The sequence below is a fragment of the Mycobacterium sp. genome (assembly GCF_025965855.1).
Lineage (GTDB): Bacteria > Actinomycetota > Actinomycetes > Mycobacteriales > Mycobacteriaceae > Mycobacterium.
This window is the reverse complement of sequence record NZ_JAOPWB010000063.1, coordinates 36764-52509: the sequence shown is the minus strand read 5'-3', so window position 1 is coordinate 52509 and position 15746 is coordinate 36764. Positions and strand designations below refer to the sequence as shown.

Below are 15746 nucleotides of genomic sequence, written 5' to 3'. Positions count from 1 at the left end.
GCGGCGGCCTGGCGGGCCAGTCGCTGCTCGTGGATGCGGACGAGTTCGCGGAAGCCGAGCCGGTGATACTTCGGTATCGGTTGAATGCCCCACTGGTCCTGGGCGGTGGCCTTGCCCTGGGCGCCCTCGGGCGGTCCGAGCGGCGGGTACGGGAACTTGCATTCCAAGGTGTCGTCGGAGTAGCGGACCTTGAGCAGTTCGCTGCAGATTTGGGTGAGGCTCAGTGTCGGGTAGCCGTAGTAGATCGCCATGAAGGGCAGCGTGAAGGCGCCTTCGATGACCAGGGCGACCAGGCATACCAGCACTGCCCGCTTGATCCATTTGTGCATGTTCGCGTAATACGGTGTGGTGCCCGGCGGGAGCCCATCGGCCGGGTCCGTGTCTTCGGTGGACGCCGGTGTCGGCGAAGGTGAAGTCATGGTTGTGCTCCTTAAACTTGTTCAGTCGGAGAAGATTTCACGGTTGACCGTGTGCAGATACGGGATCGCGAGGAACGGCGTGATGTAGAAGATGTCGTAAAGCCACCAGCCGATCACCGGGAAAACGACACCGGCGTAGCGCACATCGGCGTACATCGTCATGTTGAACACGTAGGCGGACCAGATCACCACGCCCATCCAGCAGGTGACGACCATCCACTGATGACCCCACCGCTTCATCTGCAAAAACCCGATCGCCGCGGCCACCCGCATGGAGAACACCGTGAGGATCAGCCCTGCCACGTAGGCCTTCTCGCCCGGCCCCGCCGCGCCACCGACCCACAGCTCGTTGTAATGCCAGAAGTAGCCGGCGTCGAACATGTTGCCCCACCCGACCATCAGCACACGGTTGATCAACGTGTGGTTGGCGACCAGGTCCAGGGCCCAGCCCAGGCTGTTGAGCATTCCGTCGATCAGGACCAGATAACCGATCAGAGTCACGATCATGGGCCGGACAGACAGGCCGGCGTGCAGGGCTTGGCGCTGCAGCCACACCCCACGCATGAAAATGGGGAACCCGATCAGCCCCGGCGCCCACATGCCCATCAGGGCGGCGCCGATGATCATCCACTTATCCGCACGCCGCTGCGCTGTGCGGGATTCGTCGTGGTGATCCTCGAGGCTTACGGCGGATCCTCCAGCTGAAAGCCGGTTGAGCAGAGGAAGATTCACAGATCCCACCACCCGCGGGCAAATGACATATAGAGCTGGATTCCGAACATCACCGCCAAGTAGCCGTAGATGAGGATTTGGAAGACGATGAGCGCCGTCTTACGTTTCCGCTCTTTCAGATCCATGCCAACCGGCTCCTTCCTAGCTCAGCGTGTTCGACATGTCGACGGCGGCCAGGCTGGCCGCCGCCACTTCACGTAGACCGTCGGTGACCGCGCCGTCGGTGCTCAGTGGCGCGAGTATGCACGCGTCGGCCGCATCCAATTCGGTTGCGCCTGCGGCGATCAACTGTGCGGCCGTGACCAACACCCTGGTCGACGGCGGCTCGAAGTGAAAGGCTTCCTCGGCGGTGCGGATCGCAACCGCGCATCCGACCAGTCGCCGCGCCGTGGCCGTGGGAATCCCGGCTTCGGCGACGATCACTTCGGCTTCACGGTCGGGAGGCAGATACTTCATCGCGAGCGTGACGAACCGCTGGCGGAACGACGGTTTGAGCTCCTTGAGCGAGCTGCGGTATGCGGGGTTGTACGAACACACCAGCATGAAGGTGTGGGGCGCCTTCACGACCTCGCCGGCGCGGTCGAGGTACAGCGATCGCCGGTGATCGGTGAGCGAATGCAGGATCGCCAACGAGTCGTGGCGCGCCTCGACGACTTCGTCGAGGTAGCAGATCGCGCCGGCTTTGACCGCCCGCGTCAAGGGGCCATCGGTCCACACCACGTCGCCGCCGGTCACCATGAAGCGGCCGACGAGATCGGAGCTGGTGAGATCGTCGTGGCAGCTGATGGTGACGACGGGTCGCTGCAACAGCAGGCCCATGTGCTCGACGAACCGAGTCTTGCCGCACCCGGTCGGACCGGTGAGCATCACGGGCAGGCGCCGCTGAAAGGCCTGCTCGAACAGCTCGACTTCGTTGCCGTTCGCGAAATAGGTATCGGTGGAGGCGTTCATGCGGCGACCAGTTCACGATGGACATGAGCCAATACCCGCGGAAGCTCCTCTACGCGTCGGATCCGTTGCGACCGACGAGGACCGAATACCTCCGGGAGGGGATCGACTCTCGTCGGTCCCACGCCCAGGTAGTACATCGACACACCGGCATCGCTGGCCTCCTCGACGGCGTGCGCGGCGTCCGCCCAGGCATAACGGCCCTCATAACCTTCATCGGAGATCAGGCCGTCGCCGATCATGATCAGCAGGCGCCGTTCGGAGGCCTGCGCCAGCAACCGGCTCGTCAAATGGCGAATTGGCGCACCGAGTCTGGTGTATCCGCGCGTGGACAGTCCCAGCCCGCTCGGCGGCACAAACCGGCGCTCTTGGAAGTCCTTCAGGCAGCGCACTTCGACTCGATGACGGGTATTTCCCGTGAATACGAAGACGCCGTGACGCTCGCGTGCCAGCGTCATGGCACGCGAAAGGGCGTCGGCGCAGGCCAATTCCAGCTTGAAAATTCGCCCGCCGTGCACCCCCAGCGACGAACTGCCGTCGAGCAGCAACGCCGTGGTGACGTCTCGGCCGCCGGGCAGCAAGTCGCGGAATATCCTCGGCTCCTTGGCCTCGCCGGTCGTGAGGTCGATGTAGTGGCTGACGTATTGGTCGACATCGAGGTCGGAGCCGTCTTCGAGGCGGTTTGTCATCGCCCGGTGGGTATGTTCTTCGAACCACTTGCGTACGTCGACGGTGACGGGGGCCGCGCGACGGATGCGCCGGGCATCTGCGCTCTCGACCACGGCGACGTGATCGCGCATGAATCGCTGCGTCCACGCGTTCCATTCGGGGTAGGGAATTCCGGGCCGGTAGTGCGGAGTGAGGTCGAAATCATTGTCTTGGGGCCGGCTCGGTGGCGGCAGGTTGGGGTTGCGGACGCCCCCGTCGCCGCCGACGGGAACTGAATACGGCCGCGGAACCCGCTGCTGCGTTGTCGTCCAGGGCATCCTGCCAAAGCTGCGTCGCAACGTGTCGGCCCATCCCTGCGACATCGTGTAGGCCAGCGGCAAGTTGCCCAGCAGTGGATGAACCACCAAAGCCCGCCCCGTGGCTGCCAGCGCGAATGCCCGGTTGAGCATCTGCTCGGCGTTCATGTCTCCGGCTTCGGTGTGGACGTCCGGTAGTACTCGTTGCGCCTCGGGTAGCAGGCCCGGCCATCGTGACGCTATCCAGCCGAGGGCGACGCCGGCTTCGACAAGTGTGAGCGCCCGCAGTTCGCGGGCGGACAGCTCGTTCAGCCGATATTCGGTGATGCGTTGTTTTGATGGCGAACATTGCAGGGCCACACCGCATGTCAGGGTTCGGCGTGTCCAGTCGGACATTGCGGGGTAGGGGACATGAACGAACGTGAGGGTGCCGTTCAACCCGAAAGCGCGCCGCTCACCGGTGACGAGCCGGGCGCCTTCGCCGCGCCGCTCACTCAACGCCACCGCCGTCACGGCACAACTTCGTTCGAGCGCCATCGCACGGACGTCGGAGCGTTCAGCCATTGTCTGAATCCCAGGCATCCCGGCCGCCCGGCCCGCGGGCACCGCTCAAAACGTGCCGATGTTGGAGAACAGCCAATACCAGAACCAGATAATCAGACCGGTGCCGCCCCAGGCTGCGACGTAGCGGAGGATTTCCCAGAGATAGCCCACGATCCGACCTCCTCGGTCTCATGACGTTCATCGAATTCATCTGCGTTGCGGCGTTTCAGTCGGTGAAGATTTCGCGGTTGACGGTGTGTAGATACGGGATGGCGAGGAAGGGGGTGATGTAGAAGATGTCGTAGAGCCACCAGCCGACGACCGGCAGCACGACACCGGCGAAGCGCACATCGGCGAACATGGTCATGTTGAAGACATAACCGATCCAGATCACCACCCCCATCCAGCAGGTGACGACCATCCACTGATGGCCCCAGCGCTTCATCTGCAGGAAGCCGATGGCCGCGGCAATGCGCATCGTGAAGACGGTCAGGATGAGGCCTACCTCCCAGCCTTTTTCGCCGGGTCCCGCAGCGCCGCCGATCCACAGCTCGTTGTAGTGCCAGAAGTAGCCCGCGTCGAACATGTTGCCCCAGCCGTTTAACAGAACGCGGGCCAGCAGAGTGTGGTTTGCCATCAGGTCAAGCGCCCATCCGACGGCATTGATGGCGGCGTCGATGATGACGAGGTAGCCGAGCAGCGTGACCAGCATCGGCCGAACCGAGAGTCCATCCCGTTGCGCCCGGCGCAGCAACCGAACACCCCAGAGGAACAGCGGCAGCCCGAAGATGCCCAAGGCCGCGGTGCCGATCAGGAGACTGCCGGAGATGAGCCATTTGTCGGCCTGACGCTGCGCGAACTGCGACTGCTCCGTGTGCTCGTCGAACGTCAGCCCCGGTAGGGCAGCGTCGTGCTGTTGCAGCTTCGGCATGTTCACGAACCTCCCCGTCATCGAGGCCGATTGAGCAGGTGCGTGCACTATAACAGGCTGACTGTAGTCAGCAGAAGGGTCGATCTAATAGCGCGGCCAGCCGTGCGTGTAGCGGAGTAGCCGCCACGTCGCAGTGGTATACAACATGGCCGTTGAGAATTGTCGAGCTGATTCCGAAACTTACTACTGACAGAAGTCAAGCATCTAACCGTTGACACGATGTTGAAGAAACGCCTACGCTCAGCGAGCGCTCAGCCGCTGAGGCCTAAGGAGTAGCAATGACGCTCAAATCGCCGGCCGAGAAGAAATATCCTGTAATCCAGTGGGGCGTAGGCAATGTCGGAACGGTGGCGCTGCGTCATTTCGCCCACAACCCTGCCTTCGAGGTGGTCGGGGTGCTCTGCAATCGTCCGGAGAAGGTGGGCAAGGACGCCGGCGAGCTCGCCGGTACGGCGCCGATCGGGGTGCTCGCCACCACCGACAAGGCGGCGATCGAAGCGCTTGACGCCGATTGCGTTTTCTACGCGCCACTGTGGTCGGATCCCGACGAGGTCTGCCGCCTGCTGCGAGGCGGCAAGAACGTCGTGGCCTCGGGCGGCGCGTGGTGGTACCGAACCGAGCACAGCAAGGCCGACATCGACAAGATCGACGCGGCGTGCCACGCGGGCGGTACTTCGTTCCACGCAGGTGGGGTCAACCCAGGCTTCGCCGGAGACCTGCTGGTACTGACGCTGGCCCGAATCGTCAGCCGGATCGACGCGATCCATATCTACGAGGTGGTGAATTTCGGCAAGGACACCCTGAAGTACCTACACGAGATGGGGATGGGGAGCGACCCCCAAGAGTTCTTGGCCGGACCGAATCTGCTGGGCAACGCCTGGCCCTTGTTCGCGCAATCGATGGCCATGGTGGTGGACGGATTCGGGAAGACGGTCGACAAGTACACGACGGACGTCGAGCTGGGGACGGCCACACGCGACATCCCATACGAAGGGGGACCGACGAGTGACATGCCGGGTTTCAAAGGCGTGATCAAGAAGGGCACCGTCGCCTCCCAGCATCACAAGTGGACGACGTGGGTCGAGGGGAAGCCCCTCATCACCTTCCACGAGATGTACACCATGGATGAATACGACGCCATTGAGCCGCAGCCTGATTGGGGCGGACACTATCATTACCGCATCGTGATCGAGGGCGATGAGCCCACAGAGCTGATCCTCCATGCGCCGGCGGATGCGCAGGGCAATTACCCCAAGCCCGGCTACACCTGGACCGCGATGGGTCCGGCGAACACGGTTCCGGCCGTCTGCGAGGCTCCGCCAGGGTTCCTCACCCACAAGGAGCTCGGGCTTGCGCCGTTGCGCGGCCTGGTGCGTTCGTAGCTTCGGGCGCTGCGGCGCAGGCCTTTTCAGACGCCTTTCGAAACGTGAAGTGGGTCAAGGCTGCAAGCTTCGCAACGTCCTCGCTACGTAGTCTTCCAGCAAATCGTGGCCAGTTGGCCAGTGGTTAGTGGTGATCAAGAGAGAGTAGAGACCCAGCAAGAAGAACACTGCGCTGTTCATGGGATTGACTTGCGGATCCGTCTGTCCACGCTCTTGAGCGAGCGCGATTTCCTGGGCGACCAAGACGACCAAGGGGTGATCCCTGCCGTCTTCGTTTGGCGGACGGGTTTGGGAGAAGTGCAGCGCAAGAAAGTCATTGAAGAGCAGATAGCCCAGTCGACGTTCCAGTCCGACCACCACGCTGACCGCCTCGTTCAACGCGGAAGCAAGGTCGTGCTTGGACTTCAGGAATTGCGCGAACTGCTTGGCTATGCGGTCCTCTTCGCGGCGCTCCAGCTCCAGCAGAACATGTTCCTTGGTCGGGAAGTGGAAGAAGAAGGTTCCGTGGGCGACCCCCGCTGCAGCCACGATGGCGCTGACGTCGGCTTCGGCGATACCGGCCCTGGCGAACTCCGCGATCGCGGCGCCCAGCAATCGCTCCCTCGTCTGCAAGCGCTTCGCTTCTCGTGCAGACAGCCTGTCCGTCACAGCCATTTCATTCCTCACAGTTGAGCTGACTCATCCAGGCGTTCCGGGGTATCGCAACCATTATGACGCGTGCGCGCCAGAAAGGCTTGCAAAGCTTGAGCATCGTCGCGTTACAGCCGTCGATGGTTACCGAGATCCCGTGTATTCATTGACTTTAGTCAGACAGCGTTCTTAGAGTGAACCGCGCACGCATCGCACGGGTCGGAAGGAGCCAGCATGGCATTGGAGCAGTTCCGGCTGGATGGGCAGGTCGCGGTCGTCACGGGCGCGGGGCGTGGTGTCGGGGCAGGCATTGCACGGGTTTTGGCAGAGGCCGGCGCCGCGGTCGTCGGGACGGCACGGACAGAGGCTGAAATTGTTCGCACAATCTCGGGCATCGAGGACACCGGCGGCAAGGGGCTGGCGCTCGTCGCGGACGCGATGAGTCGTTCGGACGGAGAGCGCGTGGTGAACACGGCCATCGAGCGCTTCGGCCGCATCGACATCCTCGTCAACAATGTCGGCGGCTCGACTTATGCGCGGTTCCTGGATATCACCGATGAGGATTTCCGGCACACGTTCGACTGGTGTGTGACCTCCGCCTTCATCATGAGTCAGCTGGTGGCCCAGCACATGCTAAGTGCCGGACACGGTTCCATCGTCAACATCTCGTCGGGTTCGGCCCGGTTCGGCATTCGGGCGTTGACCGCCTATTGCGTCGCGAAGGGTGGTCTCGAAGCGCTCACGCGCGCCATGGCACAGGAACTCGCGCCGAAGATCCGCGTCAACGCCATCGCGCTCGGTTCGTTCGCCACGGATGGTCTGCAGAGCAGCCTGGACTTGATGCCCGGGTCGCTGGAAAAGATGCAAGAGGCCACGCCGATGCACCGGCTGGGCGTCGTCGAGGACCTCGGAAGGCTCACGGTGTATCTGTGCACGCGCGATTGTTACGCGACGAACGCGACCTTCCACGTCGACGGCGGCATCGACTCGAACAATTCGCCGCTGTCGATACCTGACTACTGAATGCGCCCTTGACAACGGATCCGAACGCGAAATGATCGGTCATCACCCATCGTTGGAAGGATCGCGGTAACAGTGCGCAGAGTGATTCAATTCTCGACCGGCAACGTGGGGCGGCATTCGTTGCGAGCGATTATCGGAAGACCGGATCTAGAACTCGTCGGCGTGCATGCCGCCAGCGCCGAGAAGATCGGCCGGGATGCGGCGGAGCTTTGCGGGCTGGGCGCACAGACCGGCATCATCGCCACCGACGACATCGACGCTTTGGTAGGCCTCGGCGCCGATTGCGTGGTTTACACATCTCAAGGCGAAACTCGCCCGATGGAGGCCATCGAACAGATGGCCGAATTCCTCGCGGTGGGCACCAACGTCGTCGGTACGTCGATGGTCTGGCTCGTCGCACCCCGCCACGCTGACGACTGGTTGCGAGCGCCCCTGGAGCGCGCCTGTGCGGCCGGCAACTCCTCGCTGTATGTCAACGGCATCGACCCTGGCTTCTCCGGCGACACATTGGTGCACTCTGCGGTCAGCCTGACCACCCGCGTCACGTCGATCACCGTGCAGGAGGTTTTCGACTACGGAAACTACGATGATGCCGAGTTCACAGGTGCCGCAATGGGTTTCGGAACAGCCGTGGACGACGAGTCGCCTATGATGTTCCTGCCCGGGGTAATCGTGTCGATGTGGGGTGGTCAGGTGCGCAGTCTTGCGGACAATCTGGACATCAAACTCGACGAAGTTCGCCAGCGCACCGAACGCTGGTTCACGCCGGAGCGCATTGACTGCACGATGATGACGGTCGAGCCCGGCCAGATGGCCGCGGTTCGGTTCGCCACCGAGGGCGTCCGCGACGGGGAACCGGTGATCACCCTCGAGCACGTGACAAGGCTTACCGCGGCCGCGGCGCCCGACTGGGAGTTTCCGCCGGAGGGCCGTACCGGTGTGCACCGTGTCGTCGTGGAGGGTGAACCGCGGGTGGAGATAAACACCCACGTTTCCCATCCCGTTCTTGATTCCACTGAAGCGGGCTGCATCTCGACGGCGGGCCGGGCGGTCAATGCGATCGATTGGGTGTGCCGCGCACCCCAAGGCCTGATCGCCGTGGAGGACATCCCACTATCCGCGACGATGCGCGGCGTGATGTGGAACGAGCGGTAGGGGGACCCCCAGCCATGACGGCATCGTCCCCGGGCCGCGTTGCCGGTAAACGCATCCTGATCACCGGCGCGGCCCGCGGCATGGGGCGCAGCCATGCGCTGCGGCTTGCCGAGGAGGGCGCGGACCTGATCGTGGCCGACATTTGCCAATCCCTGCCGCAGATTGAATACCCCTTGGCCACAAAGGAAGACCTCGATGAAACGGCACGATTGGTCAGCGAGTTCGGCCGCCGCTGTGTGAGTTACGTCGTCGACGTCCGCGACGACCAACAGCTGCGCTCGGCGGTCGATGACGGCGTCGGGGAACTGGGGGGTCTCGACGGGGCGGTGGCCAACGCGGGTGTGTTGACGGTGGCGCCGTGGGACAGGACGACCGCGGATCAGTGGCGCACGGTGGTCGACGTGAATCTGATCGGGGTGTGGAACACGTGCGCGGCCGCGATACCGCACCTGCTCGAGCAGGGGGGCGGCAGCCTGGTCAATATCAGCTCGGCCGGCGCCCTCAAGGGATTTCCGCTGCAGACGCCCTACACGGCGGCGAAGCACGGTGTGGTCGGCTTGACGCTGGCGTTGGCCAACGAACTGGCCGCACAGAACGTGCGCGTCAACACCGTGCTTCCGACCGGCGTCCCCACCGGGATGATTCCGCCGTCGTTCGGAGCCCTCCTGGGCGAGCAACGGTCCGACCTGATCCCGATCTTCGTCAATGCGATGCCCACGCTAGCCGTCGAGCCCGCCGACGTCAGTAACGCGGTGCTGTTCCTGTTATCCGATGAGTCCAGATTTGTGACGGGGCTGCAGTTCAAGGTCGACGCCGGAGTGACCATCAACTAAACCGATTACACGCGCCAGCTGCTGGGCTCTGAAATGCGCCAAGCGGCGCCGGCGGGCAGCGGCTTTCGCTCGGTGATTGATATCGCGTCGAGAATGAGGGCAACGTAGCGTCGCCAGCCATCGCTGTCCGAATCCATCGTCGGCAGCACGGCATAGAGCATCGCGATCAGGCGCGGAAGATCGTCGGCGACCAGGTCGGCGCGGATGAGCCCGGCCCGCTGGCCCCGGCAAACAAGCTCGTGGAGGGTTTGGTTCAGCGACTCCGAGATGTCGGCGGTCAGCGACCCGGCCCGGTGCGCGGCGGTCAGCAGGTGGTGTTCGCGTGCACCGAGCCCTATTGCCGCTTCGATCAATTGGTTGAGGCCGCACAGCGGGTCGTCCGCGCGCCGGGCGTCCTCGATCGCCGGGGTGAGCTCCTCGGCGATGCTTTGATCCAGGGCCGCCCGGACCAGGTCGGCCTTGGCCGGGAACCTGCGGTAGAGCGTTCGTTCACCGACTCCCGCGCGCCGGGCGACGGCTTCAACGGGCGCATCCGGCCCGAGCTCGCCGTAGACGGCCCGCGCGGCGCGCAGTATGCGCTCGGCGTTGCGGGCGGCGTCCGCTCGCAAGTGCCGGTCTTCAACCGCGGTCATCACCACAGCTTAACTGACGGTTGACTGTCACTTGGTCGGGGTTCTACGCTAATGCAATTGACAGCTATCTGCCACTTATTAGGAAACGCCGGTGACGCCAACAACTTCCGAATTCCGTTCTGATGTCGAACTCCCCGTGCTGCCCGTTCCGCGGGCTGTGCACTGCCCGCTTGCGCCGCCGGCCGAGTTCGTGGACTGGCGGGAACAGCCCGGGCTACGAAGGGCGATGTTCCACGGCCGTCCGATCTGGGTGGTGAGCCGCTACCAGGACATCAGAGCGGCGCTGGTGGATCCGCGCTTGTCCGCGAAGACCATTCCGGACGCGATCATGCCGACGGACGCGGACAACAACATCCCGGTGATGTTCGCGCGCACCGACGACCCGGAGCATCATCGGTTGCGGCGCATGATGACCAGCAACTTCACCTTCAGGCGTTGCGAGGCGATGCGGCCGCAGATCCAGGAAATCGTCGATCACTATCTCGGCGAGATGATCAGCAACGGGCCGCCGGTCGACCTTGTGCGCGGCTTCGGCCTGCCGGTGCCGTCGTTGGTGATCGCGCTGCTGTTGGGAGTACCGCCCGAAGACCTCGGGCTCTTCCAGCGCCAGACCACGGTCGGGCTGGACCAAAAGTCCTCTGAGGAGGAAAAGGCGCAGGCCTTCGGGGCGATGTATGCCTACATCCAGGAGTTGGTGGAGCGCAAGGAGCGCGAGCCCGGCGACGACTTGATCAGCCGCCTGGTCACGGAATACGTGGCGACCGGTCAGCTCGACCACGCGACGACGGCCATGAACAGCGTGATCATGATGCAGGCCGGCCACGAGACCACCGCCAACATGATTTCGCTGGGAACGGTTGCGCTGCTGCAGCATCCCGATGTCTATGCAAGGCTCGGCCAGACCGACGATCCCGCCGTCGTCGCAAACATCGTCGAAGAGCTGATGCGCTATCTCACCATCGTGCACAGCCAGGTCGATCGGGTGGCGACGGAAGACCTCACGATCGGCGGTCAGTTGATCCGTGCCGGCGAATTTCTCATGATGAACCTGCCCGCCGGAAACTGGGACGGCGAATTCGTCGACAACCCAGAAGCTTTCGACGTCGACCGGAATACCCGCGGGCACTTGGGTTTTGGTTATGGCGTGCACCAGTGCATAGGCCAGAATCTGGCCCGCGTCGAAATGCAGGTCGCGTTCGCGACTCTGGCGCGACGGCTACCCCGGCTGAAGTTGGCGGTAGCGCCGGATGAGCTGAATTTCAAAGACTCCGATATCTACGGCATGAAAGAGCTTCCCGTTACCTGGTGAGCATGACCATGGAGCTACGGTTCGACGATCAGGTAGCCGTGATCACGGGCGCCGGTGGGGGTTTGGGCAAGCAGTACGCGCTGCTGCTGGCCTCGCGCGGTGCACGCGTCGTCGTCAACGACACGGGAGGGTCGGTGACCGGCGACGGCTCGAACGTCGCGGCGGCACACGCCGTCGCGGAGGAGATCGGCCAGCGCGGTGGCCGGGCCGTCCCCGATACCCACAGCGTGACGACTCCCGAAGGCGGACAGGCGATCGTCGACACCGCACTTGGCACCTGGGGGCGGTTGGACATCGTGGTCAACAATGCCGGAATCGTCGGTGACGCGCCGTTCGCCGACATGACCGCCGACCGGCTCGAACCCCTCATCGATGTGCACCTGAAGGGCGCGTTCTACGTGACGCGACCCGCCTGGACGGTCATGCGGGAGCGGCGCTACGGCCGGATACTGAACACTTGCTCGGCCGCCGGAATCCTTGGCGCCGAACACATGAGCAACTACGGTGCGGCAAAGACCGGATTGATTGGCCTCACCCGCGTGCTGGCCGCCGAGGGCGCCGGCCACGACATCAAGGTCAACGCCATCGCCCCCATCGCGTACACACGGATGCTGGCGCACTCCGTCGACGGCGTAACCGGTCGGCCGGCCGTCGACGGCACCGGCCGGGAGGACGAGGCGACGGCGCAGGCGGTGTTGGATGACCTTGTGGGCCAATATCTTCAGAGGATCGACCCGGCGCTGGTGGCTCCGGTGGCGGCCTTCCTGACACACCGGCACTGCCCGGTTTCCGGAGAGATCTACACCGTTGGCGCCGGGCATGTCGCGCGCTTCTTCATCGGCAGGACAAAGGGTTTCTACCGTCCCGGCCTGTCCATCGAGGACGTGCGCGATCACCTCGACGAGATTCGCGACCAAGCCGGGTATACCGTTCCGTGCGGGCCCGCGGACGAGATGAGCGAACTGTTCGCAACCTTCAACCGGCCCGCCAACCGGCCCGACTAACAGTCAGCTCGGCTTGCGGAATTGGCGCCAGACTACGAAACCGACGGCCACCGCGGCACCCAACACCAGGGTGACCAGCACGGTCTGGAACGCATCGATCGCGATCCAGCTGGGCTCATACCAACCGGTGGCGCCGACGCACTCGAAGCTCACGCTCGTCCCCGACTGGCCGGGTTTGTAACTGTAGTTGGAGGTGTTGTGCGCCAGCTGGTACCCGCTGTCGCACACGAAGGGGCTCGTCCACAGCGCGCTCGACGGCATCGTCGCGGTCAGTGACGCGGCGGCACCGATGCAGATGCCGACCGCCCCGAGGATCGCCCCGATAAGATCGGGCCACCCCCGCAGGCCCAACGGCCATCGGCGGCCCTGCGCCACTTGCCGCCTCGAGCCGACCTGTTGCGAAAAGCCGGGCGGCGGCCCCATGCCCGCCAGCGGGCCGTCGCCCGGTGCGGCGCCCTGCCCCGAATACACGACCGAGTGCCCCACCTTGAACGTCGCTTTGCCACGTTTGAAGATGTCGTCGATCTGTTCCTGCGACAGGCCCGCTTGGGCCGCGGCTTGCATGAACGCCTCTCGGTGCTGAGCCATCTCGGCTCCGGAAGGTCCGCCGGGACCCGCCGGTCCACCGAAGCGCAAACCGTCCCACAGCGACTCCGCGTATTGGCGGGAGCGGTCGTCACCGCCCTGCGCCGCATTCGCCTGCGCGCCGGAGAGGCCGGGCGGCCGTCCCCCGATGTGATTCTGGTTAGCGGCCGCCTTGGCCTCGGCCAGTTGACGTTCCAGCTCAGCGATGCGCTTCTGCTCGGCGAGCTGACGTTCCAGCTCGGCGATGCACTGTTCGGGATCACCGGAGTCCATCGGCAAATGGTCCCACGCCGGAACCGCGGGTGCAGCAAATTGCGGGCCGGTTACCGACGATGCTCAGCAGCCGAACGCGGTACCGACGCCATCGGGCGGCGGCACCGATTTCAGGCAACCGAACGGCTGGATGCCGGCGGTGGCGAACCTCACCGCCGACTGATGGGCGTAGTTCACGCAGAACAGGCCCGAATCGTCGGCGCGACACCGGTAATCGCCGAATGACAACGAGTCCGCGTTCGCCAGCTCGGGTCCGTTGCCGTTGATGAACGGGCCCGGATCGGCGCGCGTCGACCCGACTTGGAGGTTCGTTCCGTCGAAGTCGACCCAGCCGCCCTTCCATTCGCCGTAGGCCGTGTCGGGGCGGGGCGGGGGATTGGTCAGGGCAACCAGGCATGCCAGCGCGGCGCCGGTGTGCTGGGAATCGGTCATGCACGAAACTTTGCCGGCTTGGGTAGTCAGGGCGATGTCGTTGCCGAGCGGCGTGGTGGCGCCCTCGCGCGTCGCACTGTGATAGCGGCCGGGATCGGCGGGGTGACCAGCCTCGATCCACGCGATGACGTCGGAGATCGCGGCGCCGGCCGCCGGCGCGGTGGACGGCGCCGGCTGTTTGCTGCCCGACGGCGCGCTCGTGGTCGTCGCGGAGGTCCCCGCCGACGTCTGCGCGGTGGTTGATGTCTGCCCCGAGTTGCCGCCAATATGCGAGCATCCGGCAACCAGCAGTGTCACTGCGATCAGGGCGGCGATCCGCATCCCGCCAGGCTAGCCGCCACGCCCCGGGATTCGGCCGCTACCCGCGCATTACGGCCGTGGTGTCGGCTACCGTCACTGGTATGCATGAGCGCACCATTCGCGCCCGCACGACCGCCGGCACCGTCGAAGGTTTCACCCGCGATGGCGTAAACCGCTGGCGATCCATCCCGTACGCCCGCCCGCCCTTGGGACGCCTGCGATTCCGGGCGCCGCAGCCGGCGCTGCCGTGGTCGGGTGTGCGGCACTGCCACGGCTTCAGCAACTGCGCGCCCCAGCAGCGCCGCTACACCATGCTCGGCCTATCGGGTTTCGGAGGCCGCTATCAGCCGATGAGCGAGGACTGCCTCACCCTCAACGTCGTCGCCCCGGAAGCCGCCGCCATCGACGGCACCGACGAACCGTTACCGGTCATGGTCTTCATTCACGGCGGCGGCTACATCCTGGGCAGCTCGGCCACACCGCTGTATGACGGTGCCGCGCTGGCGCGCCGCGGTTGTGTGTATGTATCGGTCAACTACCGCCTGGGCGCGCTGGGATGTCTGGACCTGTCGTCGCTGTCGACGTCCGACATCACCATCGACAGCAACCTGTACCTGCGCGACCTGGTGCTGGCACTGCAGTGGGTTCGGGACAACATCGCCGAATTCGGCGGTGACCCGGGCAATGTCACGATTTTCGGCGAGAGCGCGGGCGCATGCATCACCTCCACGTTGTTGGCCGTGCCCGCGGCCGAAGGCCTCTTCGCGCAGGCGATCTCGGAAAGCCCGGCATCGGGTTTGGTGCGGTCGCAGGAGATCGCCGCCGAGTTCGCGAAGCGCTTCGCCGGCCTGCTCGGCGTACGCCCGCAAGACGCCGCCCACGCGTTGATGCAGGTGTCCGCGGCCCAAGTGGTGGAAACCCAGCACCGGCTGATCGACCAGGGCATGGAGAAAAGGCTGGGCGCGTTCCCGATCGGTCCTGTCGTCGGCGACGACGTCTTGCCCGTCGACCCCGTCGAGGCCATGCGGTCCGGGCGGGCGCATAAGGTGCCGCTCATCGTGGGCACCAACGCCGAAGAGGGCCGCTTGTTCACCCGCTTCCTCGGGATGCTGCCGACGACCGAATCGATGATCGAGGAGCTGCTTGCCGACACGGAACCGGCTGCCCGCGAGCGTATTACCGCCGCCTACCCCGGCTACCCGGCGCCGTCGGCATGCATTCAGCTGGGCGGCGACTTCGCGTTCAGCTCGGCGGCCTGGCAGATCGCCGAGGCCCACGGCGACCACGCACCCACGTACCTCTACCGGTACGACTACGCCCCGCGGACCCTGCGCTGGTCGGGTTTGGGCGCCACGCATGCCACCGAGTTACTGGCCGTCTTCGACGTCTATCGCACCCGTTTCGGTGCGCTGCTGACCGCCGCGGCCGACCGACGCGCCGCGCTGCGGGTCAGCAATCATGTGCAGCGGCGGTGGCGGTCCTTCAGTCGCACGGGGTCGCCGGGCGACGACTGGCCCGCCTATACCCGCGCCGACCGCGCCGTGATGGTGTTCGACCGCAAGAGCCGGATCGAGTTCGATCCGCACCCGCACCGCCGGATCGCATGGGACGGCTTCTCACTTGCGCATTGACCTGGCACGCTAGACCCTC

The 15746-nt window shown here is 64.7% G+C and carries 17 protein-coding genes; 7 read left to right on the top strand and 10 right to left on the bottom strand.

The genetic code is table 11. The features are described 5' to 3' along the window. The 6 genes from JWP83_RS04800 to JWP83_RS04775 all read right to left on the bottom strand — a co-directional run. On the bottom strand, positions 1–419 hold a 419-nt coding region (locus JWP83_RS04800), incomplete at its 3' end, for a hypothetical protein (RefSeq protein WP_297726550.1). Positions 420–440: 21 nt separating this feature from the next. Next, positions 441–1151 (bottom strand): hypothetical protein, encoded by a 711-nt coding sequence (locus JWP83_RS04795; protein WP_297726547.1) that lies wholly within the window; start codon positions 1149–1151, stop codon positions 441–443. Beyond that, a complete protein-coding gene (locus JWP83_RS04790; RefSeq protein WP_297726544.1) occupies positions 1148–1276 on the bottom strand; it encodes a hypothetical protein in 129 nt (42 codons plus the stop codon). The genes JWP83_RS04795 and JWP83_RS04790 overlap by 4 nt, the downstream gene beginning before the upstream one ends. Before the next feature lie 16 nt (positions 1277–1292). Beyond that, on the bottom strand, positions 1293–2102 hold the full coding sequence (locus JWP83_RS04785) for a CbbQ/NirQ/NorQ/GpvN family protein (RefSeq protein WP_297726541.1): 810 nt from the start codon (positions 2100–2102) through the stop codon (positions 1293–1295). Continuing rightward, positions 2099–3628 carry a MorD protein gene (locus JWP83_RS04780; RefSeq protein WP_297726538.1) on the bottom strand — a complete coding sequence of 510 codons (1530 nt, stop codon included), beginning with the start codon at positions 3626–3628 and terminating at the stop codon, positions 2099–2101. The genes JWP83_RS04785 and JWP83_RS04780 overlap by 4 nt, the downstream gene beginning before the upstream one ends. 205 nt (positions 3629–3833) lie before the next feature. Then, a complete protein-coding gene (locus tag JWP83_RS04775; protein WP_297726535.1) occupies positions 3834–4538 on the bottom strand; it encodes a hypothetical protein in 705 nt (234 codons plus the stop codon). A gap of 278 nt (positions 4539–4816) precedes the next feature. Between JWP83_RS04775 and JWP83_RS04770 the strand changes: the two genes are divergently transcribed. Further along, positions 4817–5920 carry a dihydrodipicolinate reductase gene (locus tag JWP83_RS04770; RefSeq protein ID WP_297726532.1) on the top strand — a complete coding sequence of 368 codons (1104 nt, stop codon included), beginning with the start codon at positions 4817–4819 and terminating at the stop codon, positions 5918–5920. Positions 5921–5974: 54 nt separating this feature from the next. Here JWP83_RS04770 and JWP83_RS04765 read toward each other — a convergent pair whose 3' ends face one another. Then, positions 5975–6574: a TetR/AcrR family transcriptional regulator gene (locus JWP83_RS04765; RefSeq protein ID WP_297726529.1), complete on the bottom strand. Its 600-nt coding sequence runs from the start codon at positions 6572–6574 to the stop codon at positions 5975–5977. 210 nt (positions 6575–6784) lie between these two features. On the opposite strand from JWP83_RS04765, the gene JWP83_RS04760 reads away from it, so the two are divergent. The 3 genes from JWP83_RS04760 (at position 6785) to JWP83_RS04750 (ending at position 9561) form a co-directional block, all read left to right on the top strand. After that, positions 6785–7573: an SDR family oxidoreductase gene (locus tag JWP83_RS04760; RefSeq protein ID WP_297726526.1), complete on the top strand. Its 789-nt coding sequence runs from the start codon at positions 6785–6787 to the stop codon at positions 7571–7573. Between the two features lie 72 nt (positions 7574–7645). Then, positions 7646–8728 (top strand): dihydrodipicolinate reductase, encoded by a 1083-nt coding sequence (locus tag JWP83_RS04755; RefSeq protein WP_297726523.1) that lies wholly within the window; start codon positions 7646–7648, stop codon positions 8726–8728. A 14-nt stretch (positions 8729–8742) separates the two neighbouring features. Next, positions 8743–9561, top strand: coding sequence for a mycofactocin-coupled SDR family oxidoreductase (locus JWP83_RS04750; RefSeq protein ID WP_297726520.1), 819 nt, complete (start codon positions 8743–8745; stop codon positions 9559–9561). A 5-nt stretch (positions 9562–9566) separates the two neighbouring features. On the opposite strand, the gene JWP83_RS04745 is transcribed toward JWP83_RS04750, so the two are convergent. Next, positions 9567–10193: a TetR/AcrR family transcriptional regulator gene (locus JWP83_RS04745; RefSeq protein WP_297726517.1), complete on the bottom strand. Its 627-nt coding sequence runs from the start codon at positions 10191–10193 to the stop codon at positions 9567–9569. A 226-nt stretch (positions 10194–10419) separates the two neighbouring features. On the opposite strand from JWP83_RS04745, the gene JWP83_RS04740 reads away from it, so the two are divergent. Further along, on the top strand, positions 10420–11502 hold the full coding sequence (locus JWP83_RS04740; RefSeq protein ID WP_297726566.1) for a cytochrome P450: 1083 nt from the start codon (positions 10420–10422) through the stop codon (positions 11500–11502). 2 nt (positions 11503–11504) lie between these two features. Next, on the top strand, positions 11505–12506 hold the full coding sequence (locus JWP83_RS04735; protein WP_297726563.1) for an SDR family NAD(P)-dependent oxidoreductase: 1002 nt from the start codon (positions 11505–11507) through the stop codon (positions 12504–12506). 3 nt (positions 12507–12509) lie between these two features. On the opposite strand, the gene JWP83_RS04730 is transcribed toward JWP83_RS04735, so the two are convergent. Both JWP83_RS04730 and JWP83_RS04725 read right to left on the bottom strand, forming a co-directional pair. Then, the gene (locus JWP83_RS04730) at positions 12510–13364 is read right to left on the bottom strand and encodes a hypothetical protein (RefSeq protein ID WP_297726514.1); all 855 of its coding nucleotides are present in this window, start codon (positions 13362–13364) and stop codon (positions 12510–12512) included. Between the two features lie 63 nt (positions 13365–13427). Beyond that, entirely contained in the window at positions 13428–14117 is a 690-nt protein-coding gene (locus tag JWP83_RS04725; protein WP_297726511.1) for a hypothetical protein, read from the bottom strand. Between the two features lie 80 nt (positions 14118–14197). Here JWP83_RS04725 and JWP83_RS04720 point away from each other — a divergent pair, with 80 nt between their 5' ends. Then, positions 14198–15727 (top strand): carboxylesterase/lipase family protein, encoded by a 1530-nt coding sequence (locus JWP83_RS04720; protein ID WP_297726509.1) that lies wholly within the window; start codon positions 14198–14200, stop codon positions 15725–15727. Positions 15728–15746: the final 19 nt, after the last annotated feature.

Excerpts from the sequence above, each read along its gene's own strand:
- JWP83_RS04775 (WP_297726535.1), bottom strand. The coding sequence starts at position 4,538 with ATGCCGAAGCTGCAACAGCACGACGCTGCCCTACCGGGGCTGACGTTC.
- JWP83_RS04745 (WP_297726517.1), bottom strand. The coding sequence starts at position 10,193 with ATGACCGCGGTTGAAGACCGGCACTTGCGAGCGGACGCCGCCCGCAAC.
- JWP83_RS04735 (WP_297726563.1), top strand. The coding sequence starts at position 11,505 with ATGACCATGGAGCTACGGTTCGACGATCAGGTAGCCGTGATCACGGGC.
- JWP83_RS04720 (WP_297726509.1), top strand. The coding sequence starts at position 14,198 with ATGCATGAGCGCACCATTCGCGCCCGCACGACCGCCGGCACCGTCGAA.
- JWP83_RS04780 (WP_297726538.1), bottom strand. The coding sequence starts at position 3,628 with ATGGCTGAACGCTCCGACGTCCGTGCGATGGCGCTCGAACGAAGTTGT.
- JWP83_RS04770 (WP_297726532.1), top strand. The coding sequence starts at position 4,817 with ATGACGCTCAAATCGCCGGCCGAGAAGAAATATCCTGTAATCCAGTGG.
- JWP83_RS04725 (WP_297726511.1), bottom strand. The coding sequence starts at position 14,117 with ATGCGGATCGCCGCCCTGATCGCAGTGACACTGCTGGTTGCCGGATGC.
- JWP83_RS04790 (WP_297726544.1), bottom strand. The coding sequence starts at position 1,276 with ATGGATCTGAAAGAGCGGAAACGTAAGACGGCGCTCATCGTCTTCCAA.
- JWP83_RS04740 (WP_297726566.1), top strand. The coding sequence starts at position 10,420 with ATGTTCCACGGCCGTCCGATCTGGGTGGTGAGCCGCTACCAGGACATC.
- JWP83_RS04750 (WP_297726520.1), top strand. The coding sequence starts at position 8,743 with ATGACGGCATCGTCCCCGGGCCGCGTTGCCGGTAAACGCATCCTGATC.
- JWP83_RS04760 (WP_297726526.1), top strand. The coding sequence starts at position 6,785 with ATGGCATTGGAGCAGTTCCGGCTGGATGGGCAGGTCGCGGTCGTCACG.
- JWP83_RS04785 (WP_297726541.1), bottom strand. The coding sequence starts at position 2,102 with ATGAACGCCTCCACCGATACCTATTTCGCGAACGGCAACGAAGTCGAG.
- JWP83_RS04730 (WP_297726514.1), bottom strand. The coding sequence starts at position 13,364 with ATGGACTCCGGTGATCCCGAACAGTGCATCGCCGAGCTGGAACGTCAG.
- JWP83_RS04765 (WP_297726529.1), bottom strand. The coding sequence starts at position 6,574 with ATGGCTGTGACGGACAGGCTGTCTGCACGAGAAGCGAAGCGCTTGCAG.